General features: G+C 66.8%; 14 protein-coding genes and 1 other RNA gene. 5 read left to right on the top strand and 10 right to left on the bottom strand.

Going from position 1 to position 19,446, the window contains the following annotated elements; translation table 11 throughout:
- Positions 1-15: 15 nt before the first annotated feature.
- Positions 16-864 (top strand): peptidoglycan recognition protein family protein, encoded by an 849-nt coding sequence (locus ACQR0Z_RS07330; protein WP_434860635.1) that lies wholly within the window; start codon positions 16-18, stop codon positions 862-864.
- A gap of 4 nt (positions 865-868) precedes the next feature.
- Here the strand turns inward: ACQR0Z_RS07330 and ACQR0Z_RS07325 are convergent, their stop codons facing one another.
- Entirely contained in the window at positions 869-2,116 is a 1,248-nt protein-coding gene (locus tag ACQR0Z_RS07325) for an RNA polymerase sigma factor (protein WP_434918186.1), read from the bottom strand.
- 22 nt (positions 2,117-2,138) lie between these two features.
- Positions 2,139-2,492: a YciI family protein gene (locus tag ACQR0Z_RS07320; RefSeq protein WP_434860633.1), complete on the bottom strand. Its 354-nt coding sequence runs from the start codon at positions 2,490-2,492 to the stop codon at positions 2,139-2,141.
- 139 nt (positions 2,493-2,631) lie between these two features.
- Here ACQR0Z_RS07320 and rnpB point away from each other — a divergent pair.
- Positions 2,632-3,057: RNase P RNA component class A (gene rnpB / locus ACQR0Z_RS07315), an RNA gene on the top strand.
- Positions 3,058-3,104: 47 nt separating this feature from the next.
- On the opposite strand, the gene ACQR0Z_RS07310 is transcribed toward rnpB, so the two are convergent.
- From ACQR0Z_RS07310 to ACQR0Z_RS07300, 3 genes are all read right to left on the bottom strand, one after another.
- Positions 3,105-4,922 (bottom strand): ABC transporter ATP-binding protein, encoded by a 1,818-nt coding sequence (locus tag ACQR0Z_RS07310; RefSeq protein WP_434918185.1) that lies wholly within the window; start codon positions 4,920-4,922, stop codon positions 3,105-3,107.
- A 317-nt stretch (positions 4,923-5,239) separates the two neighbouring features.
- Positions 5,240-6,829, bottom strand: coding sequence for a DHA2 family efflux MFS transporter permease subunit (locus ACQR0Z_RS07305; RefSeq protein WP_434876662.1), 1,590 nt, complete (start codon positions 6,827-6,829; stop codon positions 5,240-5,242).
- Positions 6,830-7,035: 206 nt separating this feature from the next.
- Positions 7,036-8,352 carry an HlyD family efflux transporter periplasmic adaptor subunit gene (locus ACQR0Z_RS07300; RefSeq protein ID WP_434918184.1) on the bottom strand — a complete coding sequence of 439 codons (1,317 nt, stop codon included), beginning with the start codon at positions 8,350-8,352 and terminating at the stop codon, positions 7,036-7,038.
- A 187-nt stretch (positions 8,353-8,539) separates the two neighbouring features.
- On the opposite strand from ACQR0Z_RS07300, the gene ACQR0Z_RS07295 reads away from it, so the two are divergent.
- Positions 8,540-9,178 carry a TetR/AcrR family transcriptional regulator gene (locus ACQR0Z_RS07295; RefSeq protein WP_434918183.1) on the top strand — a complete coding sequence of 213 codons (639 nt, stop codon included), beginning with the start codon at positions 8,540-8,542 and terminating at the stop codon, positions 9,176-9,178.
- A 1,225-nt stretch (positions 9,179-10,403) separates the two neighbouring features.
- Here the strand turns inward: ACQR0Z_RS07295 and nikR are convergent.
- Positions 10,404-10,895 carry a nickel-responsive transcriptional regulator NikR gene (nikR, locus tag ACQR0Z_RS07290; protein WP_434860627.1) on the bottom strand — a complete coding sequence of 164 codons (492 nt, stop codon included), beginning with the start codon at positions 10,893-10,895 and terminating at the stop codon, positions 10,404-10,406.
- 201 nt (positions 10,896-11,096) lie between these two features.
- Here nikR and ACQR0Z_RS07285 point away from each other — a divergent pair, with 201 nt between their 5' ends.
- Entirely contained in the window at positions 11,097-13,409 is a 2,313-nt protein-coding gene (locus tag ACQR0Z_RS07285) for a TonB-dependent receptor (RefSeq protein WP_434918711.1), read from the top strand.
- 689 nt (positions 13,410-14,098) lie between these two features.
- On the opposite strand, the gene ACQR0Z_RS07280 is transcribed toward ACQR0Z_RS07285, so the two are convergent.
- Entirely contained in the window at positions 14,099-14,350 is a 252-nt protein-coding gene (locus ACQR0Z_RS07280) for a hypothetical protein (RefSeq protein ID WP_434860626.1), read from the bottom strand.
- A gap of 281 nt (positions 14,351-14,631) precedes the next feature.
- Positions 14,632-15,810, bottom strand: coding sequence for an extensin family protein (locus tag ACQR0Z_RS07275; RefSeq protein WP_434918182.1), 1,179 nt, complete (start codon positions 15,808-15,810; stop codon positions 14,632-14,634).
- Positions 15,811-16,218: 408 nt separating this feature from the next.
- Here ACQR0Z_RS07275 and ACQR0Z_RS07270 point away from each other — a divergent pair, with 408 nt between their 5' ends.
- Positions 16,219-17,013 (top strand): DUF2147 domain-containing protein, encoded by a 795-nt coding sequence (locus tag ACQR0Z_RS07270; RefSeq protein ID WP_434918181.1) that lies wholly within the window; start codon positions 16,219-16,221, stop codon positions 17,011-17,013.
- A gap of 71 nt (positions 17,014-17,084) precedes the next feature.
- Here ACQR0Z_RS07270 and ACQR0Z_RS07265 read toward each other — a convergent pair whose 3' ends face one another.
- A complete protein-coding gene (locus tag ACQR0Z_RS07265; protein WP_434918180.1) occupies positions 17,085-18,464 on the bottom strand; it encodes an ATP-binding protein in 1,380 nt (459 codons plus the stop codon).
- Positions 18,454-19,221: a response regulator gene (locus ACQR0Z_RS07260; RefSeq protein WP_434880125.1), complete on the bottom strand. Its 768-nt coding sequence runs from the start codon at positions 19,219-19,221 to the stop codon at positions 18,454-18,456. The genes ACQR0Z_RS07265 and ACQR0Z_RS07260 overlap by 11 nt, the downstream gene beginning before the upstream one ends.
- Between the last annotated feature and the right edge of the window lie 225 nt (positions 19,222-19,446).

Below are 19,446 nucleotides of genomic sequence, written 5' to 3'. Positions count from 1 at the left end.
TGCTTCGAGTGCTTCATGCCGAACTCAACAGACAAGCCCGAATCGAAGCGCCCTCGTGCGCTGCCGATCCCTAAGGGCGTCTCGGACCTGCCTGTTTTCACGCCAGACTCCTCGATCGCGTCGGACGTGATCCCGTCGGCGAATTTCGGCGAACGCAAGGGCGGCCGCCAGCCGGACATGATCATCCTGCATTACACGGGCATGCCCGACGTGGAGGGCGCGATCACCAAGCTGTGCACCGCCGGCAGCGAGGTGTCGGCGCATTACGTCGTGCTCGAGGACGGACGCATCGTCCAATGCGTGCCGGAGGCGATGCGGGCCTGGCACGCCGGCCTTTCGTCCTGGGGCGGTGACGAGGACATCAATTCGTGTTCCATCGGCGTCGAGATCGTCAATCGCGGTCACGATTGGGGCTATCCGGACTTCCCGCCGCGGCAGATCGCGGCCGTCATCGCGCTGTGCCGCGGCATCATGCTCCGCCGCAACGTTCCGGCGCATCGCGTGCTCGGCCATTCCGACGTTGCGCCGTCGCGCAAGAAGGATCCCGGCGAGAAGTTTCCGTGGCACTCCCTTGCCAATTCCGGAGTCGGCCATTGGGTGCAGCCCGCGGCGATCAGCAAGGGCGAGACCTTGAAGCTCGGCAGCATCGGCGATGACGTGAAAGGCCTGCAGAAGGCGCTGGCCAAATATGGCTACGGCGTGCCGATCACCGGCAAGTTCGACGGCATCACGATGGATGTGGTCACGGCGTTCCAGCGACACTTTCGTCCTGAAAAGATCGACGGCATCGCCGACCGTTCGACGCTGTGGACGCTGCACGCGCTGCTGACCAGCCTGCCGGAAGAGGCCGCGCCGCGCGCCTGATTCGTCATGCAGCCCCCGCGTCGAGCTCACCGAGCCGGCGCGCGTAGAGGCGCTTGAGCGGCGCCAATTGCGTCGCTGCGCTCGCCTCGAGATAGGCGTCGCGCGCCTCGTCGCGGCGATCGAGACGTCGCAATAGGTCCGCGCGCACGGCCGGCAGCAAATCGTATTGTTTCAGGCCGCCGCGCGCGGCGAGCGAATCAACCAGCGAGAGCGCGCGCGCCGGGCCGTCGACCATCGAGACGGCGGCCGCATGATTGAGCTCGATGACGGGCGACGGCGCAATCCGCAGCAGCACCTCGTAGAGGCCGACGATCTGGCGCCAGTCGGTGTGCTCGTAGCTTGGCGCCTGCGCATGGAGCGCGGCGATCGCCGCCTGGACCGTGTAGGGCTGCGGCCGCCCTCCGGCGATGAGTGCCTCTTCGACCAGCGCGAGTCCTTCGGCGATCTGGGCACCATTCCACAGCGCGCGATCCTGCTCTTCCAGCAGCACGATGTCGCCCGACGAGTCGGTGCGACCGGCGCGGCGCGCATCGTGCAGCAGCATCAAGGCGAGCAGGCCTTTGACGTCGCGCGCGTCCGGCATCAGGGCAAGCACCAGCCGCCCCAGCCGGATCGCCTCATGCGCGAGATCATGGCGGATCAATTCGGGGCCGGAGGTCGCCAGATAGCCTTCGGTGAACACGAGATAGATCACGGTCAGCACGCCGCGCAGGCGCTCGTCCAGCGCATCGCGTCCGGGTACCTCGTAGGGAATGCCGGCGAGGCGGATCTTCTGCTTGGCCCGCACCAGGCGCTGCGCCATGGCGTCCTCGCTGGCGAGAAAGGCACGAGCAACCTCGGCTGTTGTCAGGCCACAGACCGTGCGCAAGGTCAGCGCCACCTGCACCTCCGGCGCGAAGGACGGATGGCAGCAGGTGAAGATCAGCCGCAGCATGTCGTCGTCGAGATCGACGGGGCCGCCGTCCTCCTCACCGACGGCGTCGCGCTCGATCGCATGCACGATCTCGGCTTCCTTGTCGCGGAAGTTGCGCTGCCGCCGGATGCGATCGATCGCCTTGTTGCGCGCAACGTTGACCAGCCACGCCCGCGGATTGGCGGGGACTTCGGGTCCCCGCCAAGCGAGAAGCGCCGTCGCGAACGCCTCCTGCAGCGCATCTTCGGCCAGATCGAAATCGCCGACGAGCCTGATCAGGGTCGCGAGCGCCCGGCCGGACTCGTCGCGGAACACTTTCTCGATGGCACCGGGCGTCATCTCGTCGGCCGCAGCGGTGGCTTCAATGATTGTACTGCCAGACCGGCCTGACCTCGATCGAGCCGAGGCGGGCGCCGGGAATCCGCGCGGCGATGCCGATCGCCTCGTCGATGTTCTTAGCCTCGATCATGTAGTAGCCGCCGAGCTGCTCGCGGGTCTCGGCGAACGGACCGTCGGTGGTCAGGATCTTGCCGTCGCGCACGCGCACCGTCGTCGACGTCGAGGTCGGCTGCAGCCGGTCACCGCCCTTGTAGTTTCCGCTCGATATGATCGATTGGGTGAAGCTCTGATATTCGGCGAGCATCTTGCCTTCGGCCTCCTTCTCCATCTTGGCGTATTCGACCTCGTTCAGATAGATCATCAACAGGTACTGCATCGGACTTGCTCCTCTCTTCGGCTGGATCGCCGACATCCAGTCGAACGGCAGCGACGCGAAACGACACACCGAGCATAATATTTTCCGCCGGCATGGCGACGGCTTGACGTACCGGTCGAGAAGCCCCATTCAAGCCGCGTCAGTCGGCCGGACGGCCGCTCCAGCAGGTGCCGAAAGGCCGCCGGGGAGGAAAGTCCGGGCTCCATCGACATGCGGTGCCGGATAACGTCCGGCGGGGGCGACCCCAGGGACAGTGCCACAGAGAACGAACCGCTTCTTCCCGCAAGGGAGGCAGTAAGGGTGAAAAGGTGCGGTAAGAGCGCACCGCGGGGCCGGCAACGGAACCGGCATGGTAAACCCCACCGGGAGCAAAACCGAATAGGGACGGCCACGCGGAGACAATCGTTTCGACGATGACGTCCGCGGGAGCGATGTCAGGCTCGCCGTCCGGGTAGGTTGCCCGAGGTCTCGCGCAAGCGCGATCCCAGAGGAATGGCCGTCACGTATCGTCATGCGCAAGCCTGGCGGTGCCCTACAGAACCCGGCTTACAGGCCGGCTGATATGTTCATGAGGGGCTCGACGCACCAGCGTCGGGCCCCTCGCCATTTTGACTAGCCCGCGGCTGAGAGCTGGCCGAATTCGGTGGCCTGGCGCTCGAACAGGCTGCGGTACAGTCCGCCGGGCCGGCCGACGAGCGCGGCATGATTGCCCTGCTCGACGATGCGGCCGCGGTCGAACACCAGGATGCGGTCGAGGCTGCGCACGGTCGCCAGCCGATGCGCGATCACGATCGCCGTCCGGCCCTTCATCAGCCGCTCCATCGCCTCCTGGATCAGCGCCTCCGACTCCGAGTCGAGGCTCGAGGTCGCCTCGTCCAGGATCAGCACGCGCGCATCCGCCAGGAACGCCCGCGCCAGCGCCACCCGCTGCCGCTCGCCGCCCGACAGCTTGACGCCGCGCTCACCGACCAGGGTGCCGTAGCCCTTGGGCAGGCGCATGATGAACTCGTGCGCGTTCGCAAGTCGCGCCGCCTGCTCGATCTCGGCCTGGCTGGCGCCGGGGCGGCCATAGGCGATGTTCTCGGCGAGCGAGCGGTGGAACAGGATCGGCTCCTGCTGCACGATGGCGATCTGGCTGCGCAGCGAATCCTGTTTCGCGTGCGCAATGTCCTGCCCGTCGATCAGGATCCGGCCGCCGCTGACGTCGTACAGCCGCTGCACCAGCTTGACGAAAGTCGTCTTGCCGGAGCCGGAGCGCCCGACCAGCCCGATCCGCTCGCCCGGCCGGATGTCCACCGACAGCCGGTCGTACAGCGGGACGCGGTGGCCGCCATAGTGGAACGTCACCGCATCGAACACGATGTGCCCGCCGGTCACCGTCATCGCCTTGGCTCCCGCGGCATCGACGATGCCGATCGGCTCGCCATGGATCGCCACCAGCTCGTCCATGTCGTTGACCGCGCGCTGCAGGTTGTTGATGTGCATGCCGACGTCACGCAGGTAGGCATGGATCACGTAGTAGCTGGTCAGCACATAGGTGACGTCGCCCGGCGAAGCCCGGCCTGCCATCCACAGCAGCACGGCGCCGCCGATTACCGACGAGCGCAGGCACAGCAGCACGCCGAGCTGCACGGCTGCGGTCGTGTTGTAGCGCAGCCAGGTGCGGCTGACGCGCCGGGACCAGCGGTTGACGACGCGCATCAGCCGGCCGTCCTCGCGGGCCTCCGCCCCGAACGACTTCACCACCGCGTTGCAGCTGAGCGCATCCGCGAGCGTCCCGCCGACCTTGGTGTCCCAGGCATTGGAGATCCGCGCGGCGGGGGCGATGTAGCGGGTCGAGAACACGACCGTCATCGCCACGTACAGCACCGCGCCGACGGCGATCACCCCACCCAGCGCGCCCCAGTGCAGGCCGAGCAGCACCATCGAGCCGAGCAGCACCGAGAGCGAGGGCAGCAGCGCCAGCAGGATGGTGTCGTTGTAGAGGTCGAGCGCCCACATGCCCCGGGTGATCTTGCGCACCGTGGAGCCGGCAAAGCTGTTGGCGTGCCAATCGGTGGAGAAGCGCTGCACGCGCACGAAGGCCTCGCGCGCCACATCGGACATGATGCGGAGCGTGAACGGCACGATCAGTTGCAGGCCGGACAATCGCAGCACGATCGAGGCGAAGCCGAGCGCAACGATGGCGGCGAACGACACCACCGCCGCGTGCCGCGCGTCGGCATTGGCTGGGCCGAGCGTCAGCGCATCGACGAGTTTGCCGGAGAATAGCGGCATGAACAGGTCGGCGGCGGTGGCGCCGAGCAGGCACACGGCGATGCCGAGGGTCATGCGCGGCTGCTTCAGCCAGTGGCGGGTCACGAACGGGATAACGACGCGAATGGCGGCGGGACGCTTGTCGGCCTTCAGGCCGGAGACGTTGAGGGTCATGGCATCATCCGGCCGCGCGCGCGGGCGCCAGGCCGGCTCCAAATGAAGCAGACGCGAGGCGACGCGCGGTCTGCGAATGATGAATCAGATTGTGGGAAGTACGGCGGCGCTCAATGCGAGCGGCGGAACACCAGGACCGGCATCGACCGTGCGGGCGTAGAGAGCACGAGGGTCGAAAGCGCGAGCATCGACCGGGTGCATGCGGTCTGCAGATGCGATGTAGTCATGCAGATCTCCCCGGTTCGAGCGACAATTCGTGGTCCATACCATCGATGGTACGATTTGGCAACCCGCGGTCGTCGCGCGGGCCGCTCACGTCAATGTGCGTCGCCGCCGCCGGCCATCGGCGAGCTCGGCTTGTTGAGCAGCAGCACCATGAAGCTGAGCGCGATGTAGAAGCAGGTCAGCATGAAGAACGCGTCGCCATAACCCATCACCACGGCTTGGCGATGCACGATCTGCGAGAGTTGCTTCATCGCCATCAGTGCGGAATCGCCCATGCCCTGCAGCTTCTGCTGCAGCATGTTGAGCGTCTCGACCGCGGTGGCGTTGCCCCAGTTCACGCGCTCGTGCAGGCGCGAGATGTGCAGGTCGGTGCGGTCGTTCAGCACCTGGTTGATGATCGCAAGCCCGACGGCGCCGCCAAGATTGCGCATCAAATTGAACAGGCCGGAGGCGTTCTTGACGCGGTCCGGCGCCAAGGTGCCGAGCGCGATGTTGTTGGTCGGCACCATCGCGCACATCATGCCGACGCCACGCATCACCTGCGGCACGAACAGCTCCCAGAAGTCGTAGTCGCGGGTGATGCCGGTCATCTGGTAGGAGCCGATCGCGAAGATCACGAGGCCGAAGGCGATGATCAGCCGCATGTCGATCTTCACCATCAGTCGGCCGACCACCGGCGCCATCAGGAACATCACCACGCCGGAGACGAACATCGTCTCGCCGATCATCAGCGCGCTGTAGCCTCTGACTTCCGCGAGATAGCGCGGATAGATGTAGGTCAGGCCGTAGAGGCCGATGCCGATGCAGAATTGCAGGAGGCAGCCGACGGCGAAATTACGGTTGCCGAAGGCGTAGAGGTCGACGATCGGCTCGTCCGCCGTCAGCACCCGCCAGAAGAAGCCGATCGCGGACACCGCGCACACCGCGGCGAAGATCGCCACCGACGTGTCCTGCAGCCACTCATATTGCGGCCCCTCCTCCAGCACATATTCGAGCGAGCCGAGGAAGCCGGCCATGAACAGGAGGCCCCACCAGTCGAAGCGCTCCAGCAGCTCGAAATGCGGCTCGTCGAAATCGACCAGCGCCAGCACGCCGATGGTGATCAGGATGCCCGGCGGGATGTTGACGAAGAACAGCCAGTGCCACGACATCGCGTCGGTGATGTAGCCGCCGACGGTCGGGCCGACGGTCGGCGCCAAGGTCGCGACGAGGCCGATGATCGGACCGACGATGTGGAATTTGGAGCGCGGGAACACCGTGTAGGCCGAGGCGAACACGGTCGGGATCATGCCGGCGCCGAGGAAGCCCTGCAGCGCGCGCCACAGGATCATCTGCTCGATCGACGAGGCGAAGCCGCACAGGAAGCTGGAAATGGTGAAGCCGGCGGCGGAGATCGCGAACAACAGCCGCGTGCCGAGCGCGCGCGACAGGAAACCGGACAGGGGAATCGCGATCACTTCGGCGATCAGATAGGCGGTCTGCACCCACGACACTTCGCTGGAGCTCGCCGACAGGCCGGCCTGGATCTCGGTCAGCGACGCCGACACGATCTGGATGTCCAGGATCGACATGAACATGCCGAACACCATGATCAGGAACGCGATCAGCCTGCGCGGCGCGATGCGATCCGACGGCGCCGCGGGCGCGCTCATGGTGGGGTTGGCTGTGGTGGCGGTGGCCATGGTGTTGTTCTCTGTCGAGAGAAGCACGACTGCCGCGGCACCGTCGGTCGACTCCCCTCCCCCTTGCGGGGAGGGGTCGGGGGTGGGGGTCCACAGCGGCAGTGTCGCCCGGAGACCCCCCACCCCGACCCTCCCCCGCAAGGGGGGAGGGAGTTCACTGCCGATGACGCAATAGCGAATGCAATCGCATCAGTTAGTTCAACGTACTACTTCCCCTGCACCGTCGCCGGTGCGTCGAGGTCGCCATCATTGTCCGCATCCTTGGCGCCGTCGGTCGTATCCACCGTGACGTAGACCGACATGCCGGCACGCAGCAGGTTCTGGCGCGCGACGTCCTTCGGCACGCGGATGCGGACCGGCAGGCGCTGCACGATCTTGGTGAAATTGCCCGTCGCGTTGTCCGGCGGCAGCAAGGTGAACACCGAGCCCGCGGCCGGCGAGATGCTGTCGACCGCGCCCTTGAAGCCGCGCGCGCCATAGGCATCGACCTTGATCGTCACCGGCTGGCCGGCACGGATGCGCTTGAGCTGGGTTTCCTTGAAGTTCGCGTCGATGAAGACATCATCCAGCGGCACGACGTTGCCGAGCCGCTGGCCGACCGCGACGAAATCGCCGGTGTTGACGAGGCGGTTGGCGAAAGTGCCGTCGACCGGCGCGCGCACGGTTGCGAATTCGAGATCGCGCTCGGCCTTGGCGAGCGAAGTCTTCAGCTCGGCGAGCTGCGCCTCGGCCTCCGTCTGCTGCGCCTTGGTGACCTCGACATTGTCGCGCGCGGCATCGAACGCGGCGCGGGCGGCGCGCACCGCGGCCAGGCCCTGGTCGCGCGCGGCTTCCGACTGCTCGAACGTCGCATGCGAGGCAAAACCCTTGGTGCTCAGCGCCTGCTGGCGCTCATAGTCGAGCCCGGCGCGCTTCATCGCGGCTTCCGACGAGGTCAGATTGGCCTGCGCCTGCTCCACCGCGCTCTGCTGCGCGGCGACCTGGCGGCCGATGCGGGCGATGGTCGCTTCCTGCGTCGCGATCTTCGCGCGTGCGGCGTCGACCGCGATCTTGTAGTCGCCGTCGTCGATGCGGAAGATCACGTCGCCCTTGCGCACCACCGAATTGTCGCGCGGCACGATCTCATGGATGTGGCCGGCGACGCGCGCGCCAAGCATGGTGTTGTTGGCGCGGACATAGGAATCGTCGGTCGAGACCATGAAGCGGCCGACCAGGAAATAATGCGTGGCGTAGCCGGCTGCGGCGAGCGCCAGCAGCAGGCCGATGCCGGCGAGGACGCGCTTGCGCTTACCGGATTTCGGCGGCGCGGCTGTCGCGGCCTCGGGCTTCTGTGCCGCGGGAGCACCGGCCGGCGCCGCGGGCCGTTCGGCCGGCGCTTCGGTGGTGACGTCGGCTGAGGTGTCGAGCTTGCGCGACACCGCCTCGCTGGATTGCGGACGGGCCGCCTCAGGCTTGGCCTGGCTCGGCGTACTCTCCGCCTCGGGCCGGCGTGCCCGCACAGCCTGTTCCCTCGCTGCAGCCATCACAGACTCCCACCCAAGGCAACGGGGCCGCTTCGCCCCAAAGAAACCGACCGAACCGTTCGGTCAATTTGATCTCTATCATTGACCGAACCGTTCGGTCAATCTATATCTTCGCGACCGCAACATACTCGCTCACGTCCTGTCGCGACGTTGCCTCGACAGCCTTTTTCGGGAACAGCCTGAACCAATGATTGAGGGCGACCACACCACTACCCCCGTGACGCAGGACGAGGATTCCTCGAAGCGGCGCCAGATCCTCGACGGCGCGCGCAAGGTCTTCATGGACCTCGGCTTCGACGGCGCCAGCATGGGCGAGATCGCGCGCGCGGCCGGCGTCTCCAAGGGCACGCTCTACGTCTATTTCGCCGACAAATTCCGACTGTTCGAGGCGATCGTCGAGGAGGAGACGGTTCATCGCGGCGCCTCGAACTTCAGCTTCGACCCGGCGCGGGATGCCGCCACCGTGCTGTACGAGTTCGGCTCGGCCTGGATCGCGGTGGTGTGCCGGCCGGGCGGCGGTTCGGCCATTCGGACCGTGATGGCGATCGCGGAGCGGATGCCGGAGGTCGGGCGGCGCTATTATGATTGCGTCCTCGAGGGCACCATCAACCGGCTGGCGGCCTATCTGCAGGCCCGCGTCGAGGCGAAGGAGCTCGCAATCGACGACTGCCACCTCGCCGCGTCGCAGTTCCAGTTGATGTGCCAGGCGACCTTGTTCCTGCCCTTCATCTTCCAGGGCGCGCCGGCGCCGGCACCGGAGGATGTTCACCGCGTGGTGTCGAGCGCCGTGCGCATGTTCATCACCACCTACGGCATCAAGAACTGAGCCGTTGCCGTCGGCGCTGAAGCGCGCAGCCGTGGAAGTCACGAACACGTCCGCCAAAGACATGCATTCTCCTCCTCGCGGCAGGTGACGCCCGAGCTTTGCGATCAGATCGCCCTCGTCGATCGGAGGGCGCAGGGAAGGCCGGGCGCTGGCCGCGCCCGTGGCCCGCCTGCGGAAAAAAATGCAGGCGGCAGGTACCACAGGTCTGGCCGAGAACACCCGGCCTTCCCTGCGCGATGGGTTGACGGATTATACGTAGTCTCCCCGGTGTCCGGGCTTGTTAGCCACCGTCGTCCGCGCGACGCTTTCAACGTCGCCTTGCGAACTTGACGCCAGCATCGGGGCGCCAGGACCCTACGACTTCACCGTCCTGCCGGTCGCGTTCGTCCGCTCGCGATTCCAGCGCGCTGCGCGCCGACAGGCCACCGCTCCCCACCTCCAACGCTCGTGACGACCGCGAAACGTCCCTCTTCGATCGAGGCGGGATGGGGAGAGAAAAACATAGAATTCGGAAAAATGGAAGGTGATTATTTTTACGCGGGGGACTGGACAGGGCAAATCAGCTTGATGGGACTGCGGAAATGAGTTTCTGCGCGCACGCTGTTTTCGGTGGCTCGCAAATGTCCCTCCGCCGTCATTGCGAGCGAAGCGAAGCAATCCAGGGGCGTCACCCGCGACTCTGGATTGCTTCCGCCGTCGCCCTGCGGGCTCTGGCGGACAAGTCGTCGCTTGCGCTCCTCGCAATGACGATTGGGGCATGCTGCGCCCTCCCCCCTCAACCGTCATCGCCCGGCTTGACCGGGCGATCCAGTACTCCGAGACGGCTGTGATAGCGCCGAGAAGCCGCGGCGTACTGGATACCCGCTTTCGCTGGTGTGACGGCGGAGTGTGGGGCGAGCCGCACGCCCCAAATCCAGTGTCATCCCGGCCAAGGCCGCCAACGCGACAGCGTTGGTGGTCGCCGACCCGGGATCCATACGCCCGTGCCGGTCGTGGCTGGGCACCATGTAGCGGCCAGCGTGCCTCAACCAACGCCCTGTGGTTATGGATCCCGGATCGGCGCGCGCGTGACCGCGCGCTTGTCCGGGACGACAGGGGAGGACTGAGTTGGCAGCGCGGGCATGACGGCGGAGTGCACCGTAAGCAACCGAGACACCGCGGTGGGCACGGCGCGCGAGGGACCAAATTCTATCAGCAGCATCGGGGCGCGCCTTTGCCCACCCTCCTACTTCTTCCCGCTCTTCGTCGTGTGGGAATGCGAATGGCTGTGGCTGCTGCTATGGCTGTGCGAATGGCTGTGCCCATGCCCCGCCGCCGGCTCGATCGGCATCAGCGCGACGTGACCGTGGCGGACGCCGCGTTCGGCGATGACGTGGTCGGCGAAGGCCTTGACCTCACGGCGCTCTCCCTTGAGCACGGTGACCTCAAGGCAGCTCTCCTGGTCGATGTGGACGTGGAGCGTCGCCTGCGCCAGCCCGGAATGGTCGTGTGCCTCCTGCGTCAGGCGCTTCGGCAGTTCGCGCGCGGCGTGGTCGTAGACGTAGCTCAGTGTCGCGATGCAGGGGCGGGTGTCGCTGGCGCCGGTGTCGGCGCTCTCCAGGCCGCTGCGCAGGAGGTCGCGAAACGCCTCGGAGCGGTTGTCGTAGCCGCGCCGTTCCATGAAGGCATCGACCTCCGCGAGCAGATCGTCGTCGATGGTGATCGTCAGGCGCTGCATGCATCGTCTCCCGGCGGCAACACTGTTCCATGAGCTTGATGTTGAGTATGATGTTTGCTCGTTGACATCATACTGGTGTCACCGTAGCGTTCTTTAACACTCGACAGTGGGGCGATCCAAGCGAGCGTGCCGGCGGCCAATGAGGGCTGGCGGCGAACGACGTCGCGTGCCCCGATGATGAGATCGAGGCGCGTGGCGATGATGCGGTGGCGTGGAGCGAGTGTTTGGGTGCTGATGGCGGCCTTGCTGCAGCAGGCGGAGGCACATCCCGAGCGCGCTCCGGCCGAGTTGCCCACCGTCGCCGTCGATGCGCCGAAGCACCCCGCCAAGCCGAAACCGCAGGCGAGGCGCGAAGCGCAGCGGCCGAAGCCCGGCACCGTCCGTCCCGCCGCAGGCCTCGTCCCTGCCGCGGCGGCGGCTCCGCCCTCCGGCGCGCCCAATGTCGGCTCCGGCCCGGGGCTCCCGCAGAGCATGGCGAGCGAAACCGTCATCACCGGCGACGACATCAACGCCCGGCCGGCGACGCGGCCCGGCGAGGTGCTGGAAGCCGTGCCCGGCCTGATCGTCACGCAGCATTCCGGCGAGGGTAAAGCCAACCAGTATTTCCTGCGCGGCTACAATCTCGACCACGGCACCGATCTGGCGCTGTTCGTCGACGACGTGCCGGTCAACATGCGCACGCATGCGCATGGCCAGGGCTATGCCGATCTCAACTGGCTGATGCCGGAGACGATCGGCCGCGTCGACGTGCGCAAGGGCCCCTACTTCGCCGACGAGGGCGACTTCGCCTCGGTGGGCAGCGTGCATATCGGCCTCATCGACACCGTGCCCAAGGCGATCGCGCAGATGACCGCCGGCAGCTTCGGCTATCGCCGCTTCTTCGGCATGGACTCCGTGCATGTCGGCGACGGCCATTTGCTGATCGCGGGCGAGGCCGGCCGCTATGACGGACCGTGGACGACGCCCGACGACGCCAAGAAGCTCAACGGCCTGATGCGCTACTCGCAGGGCACAGCGACCGACGGCATCTCGATCACCGGCATGGCCTATGCGAACCGCTGGACGTCAACCGACCAGGTGCCGGAGCGCGCTCTCACCTCCGGCCTGCTCGGCCGCTACGATGCGATCGATCCCAGCGACGGCGGCAAGACCAACCGCTTCGCGCTATCCGGCCGGATCGCGGGGACCGATGAATCCGGCTCGTGGAAGGCCAACGCCTATGTCGTGAAGAGCCAGCTCGATCTCTACAACAACTTCACCTACGCGCTGCGCGATCCCGTCAATGGCGATCAGTTCCACCAGCATGACGATCGGCTGATGATCGGCGCCAATGCGTCCCGGACGTTCAACGGCAGTTTCGCCGGGCGGCCGATGGAGACCACCTTCGGTGTCCAGACGCGCTATGACGACATCGCGCTGGCGCTCAGCTACACGGCGCAACGCAACTATCTGAGCCCCGTGCGCAGCGACAAGGTCGGCGAAGGCAGCATCGGGCTCTATGCCGAGAACACCGTGCGCTGGACCGACTGGCTGCGCACCACCTACGGCTATCGCGGCGACACCTACCAGACCCACGTTTTCTCGCTGTATAACGGCAACAACACCGGCGATGCGGCGGCAAGCCTCGGCAGCCCGAAGTTTCGCATGGTGATCGGGCCGTTCGAGAAGACCGAGTTCTTCCTCGGCGCCGGCTATGGCATGCACAGCAACGACGCCCGCGGCGCCACCACCACGGACGATCCGACGGCGTCGGGCAGCCGGATCGAATCGTCGCCACTGCTGGTGCGCACCAAAGGCGCCGAGGTCGGCGTGCGCACGCGGATCATTCCGGGGCTCGACTCGTCGCTCAGCGTCTTCATGCTCAACCAGGACTCGGAAATCCTGTTCTCGGGCGATGCCGGCAACACCGAGGCGAGCCGGCCGAGCCGCCGCTACGGCTTCGAACTGACCAACCGCTATCGGCCGGCCTCCTGGATCGACATCGACGCCGATCTTGCGATGACGCATGCGCGCTTCGTCGGCGACAACACCGACCAGGCCGACGCCTACGCGCAGCTCGTCGCCGCCGGCGCGCCGGCCGAGGTGCTGCGCGGCAATGCGCCCGGCAACTACATCCCCAACGCGCCCGCGATGATCGCCTCCGCCGGAATCACGCTGGGGGAACAGACCGGCTGGTTCGGCGGCTTGCGCTGGCGCTATCTCGGATCCACGCCGCTCACCGAGGACAACTTCTTCCGCTCGACCGCCACCAGCGTTTTCAACGGCCGCATCGGCTTTCGCGACGCCAATGGCTGGCGCATCCAGCTCGACGTGCTGAACCTGCTCAACACCAAGGCCAACCAGATCTCCTACGGCTACGGCTCGCTGCTGCGGACCGACCAGCTCTACCAGGCATGCTACGGCAGCACGCCCACGGGCGTGCCGGCGCAAATCTGCCAGACCGGAATCATGGACCGCATCCTCCACCCGATCGAACCGCTGACGTTCAGGGTGACCGTGGCGGGGACGTTCTAGAACGTGCTCGTCATAGCGGCGGGTCGTTCCCTCGGCCGCATGTCGTTGCTCTGATCTTCGATCGAGGCACACGCTCGCCGCACGAACGGTGCGCTCCCCTCCCCCTTGCGGGGAGGGGTCGGGGGTGGGGGTCCACGAACTCCGCTGCCGATGATGAGCCCCGGCCCTATTCACATGCACGTCGCGCTATCGCCGCGCTTAGAGGTAACAGCATCACAAGGGTGCCACTCACTAAGTTCGGCGCCCGGAGACCCCCACCCCCAACCCCTCCCCGCAAGGGGGAGGGGAGCTCACCGTCGCCTTGGCGAAGAGCTCGGCGTCGTGAGGAGAAGAGCTCGGACTGATAAGGAGTCGACTTAGGCAGCTCGAAGCGATGCTGATGAAGAGGCATGTCCACGCGGCAGCGGCGGTGCGCTCCCTCTCCCCGTTCTTCACGGGGAGAGGGTCGGGGTGAGGGGCGGCGGCACGGGCGGTGTGAATGGCGGTCTCCAACAGTCTTTGCCAAGCCGAAGCAAGACAACTGCATCACCGAAGACTTAGGATGGCGGGAATTGAACTCATTACTTGCTCCGTCCGTGTGGCTGCCCCTCACCCCAGCCCTCTCCCCGTAAAGAACGGGGAGAGGGAGCGCACCGCGCTCGCTGCTAGAGGGCAGCTAACCAGGCGAGACCATACAAGCCCGCAGCTCGTCACCCGCACAACGGCGGGCCGTCCGCGACGATAGCGATCTCGAACTCGAGATCGTCCCCGCTGAAGTCGTCGCAGGCCTCCCTCTCCGGCTGCACCCGCCACGGGATCGGCTTCGGCGGCAGCAGCGCCAGTCGCTCGGCATCGGCCACGGCGCGGCGGGCGGTCTTTAGCGAGCGGCACACCAGCACGGGATGCTCCTCGGTGCTGACCTCGAAGCCCGCGCCAATCGCCCTGATGCGATACGATGCCATCTCCACCACTCCCACTCCGGCAGCAAACCAGAACCCCGCGCGCCTTGTTCCTGGCGAGTGTGGCAGGTCTAGTGTCGGCCAATGGCGGACGAATGGGATGGTGAACGGACCGTTAACCCTGATCTCGCGCTGGTGACGATGACGTGCCGGAGCGGGACATGCACGGCTTTGCGCCTGACCGAGGCGCGAGAAATCCACAGCGGCGCACAGGAAGGGGAATGGCGAGTAGCGAATAGGGCCGCAAGAGCGAGGACGGGAGATCCCTATTCGCCACTCGCCTCTCAGTAATCCCGGTACTCGTCTTCCTCGTTGATCAACTGCCCGATCGACTTGGGCTGCTTGCGCGAGGCGATCGAGCTGGTCACGTCGGGATCGCGCTGGCCGTAGCCGTAGCGGCGCTGCTGGGCGCGGGCGGCAACCGTCTCGCCGGATTGCGCGGCAGGCTGGCAGATCAGCCGGCGGCTAGCGCGGCGCATCAGGTCCACGTGGATGTGATCGTAGTGATAGACGTTCGAGCCCGGCGCGAGCACTGTGGTGAACTGCTGGCAGGCCCCGCCCTGGATGTCGCGCAGAAAGCCCTGCTCTTCCGGCAGACCGATCCAGCCGTCCTTGACGGTGATGCGGCGGCCGTCCGAGAGGATGAAGGCCGAGATGTCGAGCGCGTTGCCGAAGGCGTGCTCGGAGATGTGCGCGCTCGGATTGCCGTTCATGCCGCGGCAGGAATAGGCCGAGATCTGCTTGATCTCGACCACGCGCTGGCCGAACCAGCGCTGCGCGGCCGGCTGCACCGATTCCGCGAGCCAGCGATCAAGCGCCGAGACGATCGGACAGGCGAGCGTCGCGGTCGGCTTCACCGCCACCGGACCGACTGTGCCGACCGGATCGCGCGAAGGCCCGAGCCGCGGCGGCGGCTCCTGCTGCGGGTAGGCGGTGCGCGGCGCCGGCTGGCTCCGATACGGCGCGGCGGGATACGACCTGTCGGCCGGCAGGTTGACGTCGTCCTCGCCGGCGGGCGGCTCGAGTTGCAGCGGCGCGCCTGGCGCTGCGCCATAGCCCGGCTGCGCCGATGCCGCGGGATAGCCGGCATTCGACGGCGGATAGACCGGCTGCGGCTGATAGGTCGACGACGGATAGTTTTGCGGCTGCTTGTTGATCGGCCAGCGCGGCTGGCCGCCGATCGATCCCGGCGGACGCAGGCTCTCGTCGGCGAAGCCATAGCTCGCGGTCGCTTCGCCGAGCGCCGCCACCTTCAACGGATAGTCGGCGCCGCACATGCCGGGGCCGGAGATCGGATCGATGCGGACGATGTCCGCGCTCTCCTTCACCGCTCCTGATTTCAGGCAGGCGATCTCGGCCTCGGCCCGCCACGGCTCGCGCTCCTGGAAGAATCCACGGCCGCAACCCGCAAGCGAAACAAGGACGATGGAGCCGACGAGATACAAACGAACTCCGCGCGTCATGTGCAGAGGTTTGCGGCAATTTGCTTAAGGAGCTGTCAACGTCGTCTGTTCACGGCGCGGAAACCATCGTGGCGCGCGAGCTGATCGAAACCTGCGCAAGCGACAGCGCCGCTGTCTTTTCTGCCGATGCAGACAGGTTAATCTCCGCCGCAGTCCGAAAACGCTGAGAACGGGAGCCGTGTCATGACCCCTGCCGGTCGGTGGAGCACGATGGTCGCGTATGCTGCGTTTGCCTTCGTTGGCGCAATCGTGATCGGGCTGGTCTAGGAGCCGCAGCGCGTGACGCGCGCGCGTCCGGCCGGCGTCGCCCGCTCGGCGGACGCGACGGTGACCTGCGTCACAGATTGGCGGGTCTCAGCCCCTTAAGAGTTCCCTCAGGTTCACGACGCCGCCCCGAGGGAGCTCATCATGAAGACCGTCTTTCTGGCCGCAGCCGCCGTTCTGATCGCGAGCAGCGCCGCGCAGGCTGGCAGCTCGATCGCGTTCGATTTCGACGGCCGCAAGATCCGCGTCACCGTCCCGCGCAACTGCCAGTCGCTGTCGTGCCTGCAGGTCTCCGGCATCGATCTCAGCGGGCTGAAATCCAAGCTCGACGATGATGACACGCCCGCCACGAGCACGGCGCCGGCCGCAACCGCTCCGGCGGCGCCAACGCCGGCCCCCGTCGCGACAGCGCCCGCGGTCACCGCCCCTGCGCCGGTTGCTGCGCCTGTCGCCGCCGCACCGGTCGTGACGCCGCCGGCGCCCGTTGCAGCCGCTCCCGCTCCGACCGTCCAGATGCCGGTGGCGCCCGCCCCGGTCACGGCCGCCGCGCCTGCTCCAGTGGCCCAGCCGCAGCCCGCCGCCCCTGCTCCCGTACCGACCACCGTGGCTGCCGCACCCGCGGCTGTTCAGCCCGCACCGGCGCCGGCCGCGGACCCGAACTCGCCGCTCGGCGTGTGGGCCACCGAGGCCGGCAAGGGCAATGTCGTGATCGAGCCGTGCGGTCCCAACATCTGCGGCTTTGCCGAGAAGACGCGCGAGAAGATCCTGATCAACATGAAGCCGAAGGACAGCAAATGGGTCGGCCGCATCCACGATCCCGACGGCGGCGGCAACTACGACTCGACGATCGTGCTCAAGAACCCGACCACTCTGCGCGTGCAGGGCTGCGCCTTCGGCGGGCTGTTCTGCGGCGGCCAGACCTGGAAACGCGTGAGCTGACGCCGGTCCCTCGTTCAGCCCACGCGCAAGGCCTCGCCGGTTCGCCGGCGGGGCCTTTTTGTTTGTTGCGCTCAGGCGACCTTGGCGGGCATCACAGCCGGCACCGCGCTTTGCGACGGCAGTGACAGCCGCACGCGCAGGCCGCGCGGCGTGTTCGGCATCAGGGCGATGCCGCCCTCGTGCTTCTTCATGATCTCCTGCGCGATCGACAGGCCGAGGCCGAAGCCGCCGGCCGATCGCGCCTGGTCGAGCTTGACGAACGGCTCCAGCGCACGCGCCTGCAGCGCCTGCGGAATGCCCGGGCCGTCATCGGCGACCTCGATCGCGATCACGCCCTCGATCGTCATATCCAGGCTGACCACGACCTGCGTGCCGTGCTTGACGGCGTTCTCGACGACGTTTGTCACCGCGCGCGACAGCGCCCGCGGCCGGCCCTCGCACACCAGCCGCGGCGGTCCCTCGAAGCTGACGGCGTGGCCGACATCGGCGAAGTCGCAGCAGATCGTCTCCAACAGGCTCGCGAGCTCGATGCGCGCCGGCTGCTCGGCCTTGGTGTCGTCGCGCAAGTAATCGAGCGTCTCGTCGAGCATGCGGCTGACCTGGTCGATGTCGCGCTGCATCGCCGCGCGCATCTCGACCTGCCCGATCCGATCCGAGCGCAGCCGCAGCCGCGTCAGCGGCGTGCGCAGATCGTGGCTGATCGCCGCCAGCATCCGCGTGCGGTCGTCGAGCAGCGCGCGGATCCGCGCCTGCATCTCGTTCAGAGCGTCGGCGACCTGTACGATCTCCTTCGGCCCGCGCCGGCCGAGCGGCTCCTGGGCGCCCGGCGAGCGGCCAAACGCAGTCGCCGCGCGCGCCATCTCCGACAGAGGGCGGATGATCGCCCGCGCCGCATAGATCGACAGCAGCACGCCGAGGATCAGGATGAGGAACAGGAACACCATCGTCGGCTTGACCACCATCGGCCAGAAGTCGAGCCGCGGCACGTCGTCGAACACCAGCGCGCGCTCGCCGTCGACCTGGACGATGATCTGGGTCGGCGGCGCCGCGCCATAGCTGACACCGTGCAGCAAGGTGATGTCGCGCAGCACACCGAGCTGGCGGCGGGCGAGCTTCGTGGTCAAAGGCACATGGCGCACCGGCTTTGCCAGCAGCGTGAGCGAGGTCAGCGGTACCAGTTCGACGGGGATGCCGGAGCTGCGCAGACTCGAGAGGCTGCTCTCGACGGCAACGGGATCGTTGGCGGCGCGGACGAAATGCACGGCCTCGGCGACGCGTGCGACGCCATAGGCCGGCGATTCCTGCTCGTCGGGCGGATCGAGGAACAACAGCGCCGCCGCGATCATCACGACCATGCCGAACAGCACCGACAGCGACGCCAGGGTCACGATCTGCGTGGTGAGGCCGAGCCGCGGGAACGTGTTGCTGCAGGTCTTGTGATCAGGCTTCATCGAGCGTCTCGACCTTTGGCGTGAACACGTAGCCGCCGAGCCGGACGGTCTTGATCAGCGACCAGCTCCTGGCGCCGGGCTCGATCTTCTGACGGATGCGGCTGATATGGACGTCGATGCTGCGCTCGACCGGACCGGCCTGGCCGCCATGCGCCTGCTCGATCAGTTGCTCGCGCGACAGCACGCGCCCGGCGTTTCGGCAGAATGCGAGGAGAATGTCGAACTCGGCGCTGGTGAGCGTGATCTTGACGCGGTCGGGATCGAACAGCGTGCGCGTCGCGGGCTCGATGCGCCAGCCGTCGAAGATCATCGGCGCCTGACGCGCGGCGATCACCGCCGGATGCAATTGCGAGCGACGCAGCAGCGCGCGGATGCGCGCCACCAGCTCGCGCGGATTGAACGGCTTGACGACGTAGTCGTCGGCGCCAAGCTCGAGGCCGAGGATGCGGTCAATGTCCTCGCCTTTCGCGGTGACCATGATGATCGGCACGGTCGAGATCTGGCGCAGCTTGCGGCAGATGCTCAGGCCGTCCTCATCGGGCAGCATCACGTCGAGCATGATGAGATCGACCTGCTCGCGCTGCAGGACGTCGTGCATGGCGGCTGCGGAGGCGACGAAGCGCGGCGCGAAGCCGTGCTCCTGCAACAGCTCGGTCAGCAGCGCTGCGATCTCGCGATCGTCCTCGACGCAGAGGATGCGCGCCGGCGCCGCGAGGTTGGCGTCGGCGGCCACGACGGTATTGTGTGACGACATCATGCGCAGAACATGGTCGATTTTGGCCGTAAAGAACAGCCCGAAGCGCCTCCCGATCGTGGCGAAATCAAGCTGTATTGTTAAGGCGGAAACATTTCTTCACGCGACTTAACCCTGCGCAACCGGCGGCCCGCCTAAGACTTTTCGGCACCAGACAAACATCACCAGGAAAGTCCTGCGACAAGGCTGACGCGGCCGGCGCGGTGTCTTCCGAACCGCGATGCCAAA

This window comes from Bradyrhizobium sp. HKCCYLS3077, from assembly GCF_051167555.1.
GTDB lineage: Bacteria > Pseudomonadota > Alphaproteobacteria > Rhizobiales > Xanthobacteraceae > Bradyrhizobium.
The sequence above is the reverse complement of the archived record's forward strand: the minus strand, read 5'-3'. Positions and strand labels throughout refer to the sequence as shown.

What these genes read in the sequence shown, in the direction of transcription:
- ACQR0Z_RS07330 (WP_434860635.1), top strand. Translation starts at nt 16, where the DNA reads ATGCCGAACTCAACAGACAAGCCCGAATCGAAGCGCCCTCGTGCGCTG.
- ACQR0Z_RS07325 (WP_434918186.1), bottom strand. Translation starts at nt 2,116, where the DNA reads ATGACGCCCGGTGCCATCGAGAAAGTGTTCCGCGACGAGTCCGGCCGG.
- ACQR0Z_RS07320 (WP_434860633.1), bottom strand. Translation starts at nt 2,492, where the DNA reads ATGCAGTACCTGTTGATGATCTATCTGAACGAGGTCGAATACGCCAAG.
- ACQR0Z_RS07310 (WP_434918185.1), bottom strand. Translation starts at nt 4,922, where the DNA reads ATGACCCTCAACGTCTCCGGCCTGAAGGCCGACAAGCGTCCCGCCGCC.
- ACQR0Z_RS07305 (WP_434876662.1), bottom strand. Translation starts at nt 6,829, where the DNA reads ATGGCCACCGCCACCACAGCCAACCCCACCATGAGCGCGCCCGCGGCG.
- ACQR0Z_RS07300 (WP_434918184.1), bottom strand. Translation starts at nt 8,352, where the DNA reads ATGGCTGCAGCGAGGGAACAGGCTGTGCGGGCACGCCGGCCCGAGGCG.
- ACQR0Z_RS07295 (WP_434918183.1), top strand. Translation starts at nt 8,540, where the DNA reads ATGATTGAGGGCGACCACACCACTACCCCCGTGACGCAGGACGAGGAT.
- nikR (WP_434860627.1), bottom strand. Translation starts at nt 10,895, where the DNA reads ATGCAGCGCCTGACGATCACCATCGACGACGATCTGCTCGCGGAGGTC.
- ACQR0Z_RS07285 (WP_434918711.1), top strand. Translation starts at nt 11,097, where the DNA reads ATGCGGTGGCGTGGAGCGAGTGTTTGGGTGCTGATGGCGGCCTTGCTG.
- ACQR0Z_RS07280 (WP_434860626.1), bottom strand. Translation starts at nt 14,350, where the DNA reads ATGGCATCGTATCGCATCAGGGCGATTGGCGCGGGCTTCGAGGTCAGC.
- ACQR0Z_RS07275 (WP_434918182.1), bottom strand. Translation starts at nt 15,810, where the DNA reads ATGACGCGCGGAGTTCGTTTGTATCTCGTCGGCTCCATCGTCCTTGTT.
- ACQR0Z_RS07270 (WP_434918181.1), top strand. Translation starts at nt 16,219, where the DNA reads ATGAAGACCGTCTTTCTGGCCGCAGCCGCCGTTCTGATCGCGAGCAGC.
- ACQR0Z_RS07265 (WP_434918180.1), bottom strand. Translation starts at nt 18,464, where the DNA reads ATGAAGCCTGATCACAAGACCTGCAGCAACACGTTCCCGCGGCTCGGC.
- ACQR0Z_RS07260 (WP_434880125.1), bottom strand. Translation starts at nt 19,221, where the DNA reads ATGATGTCGTCACACAATACCGTCGTGGCCGCCGACGCCAACCTCGCG.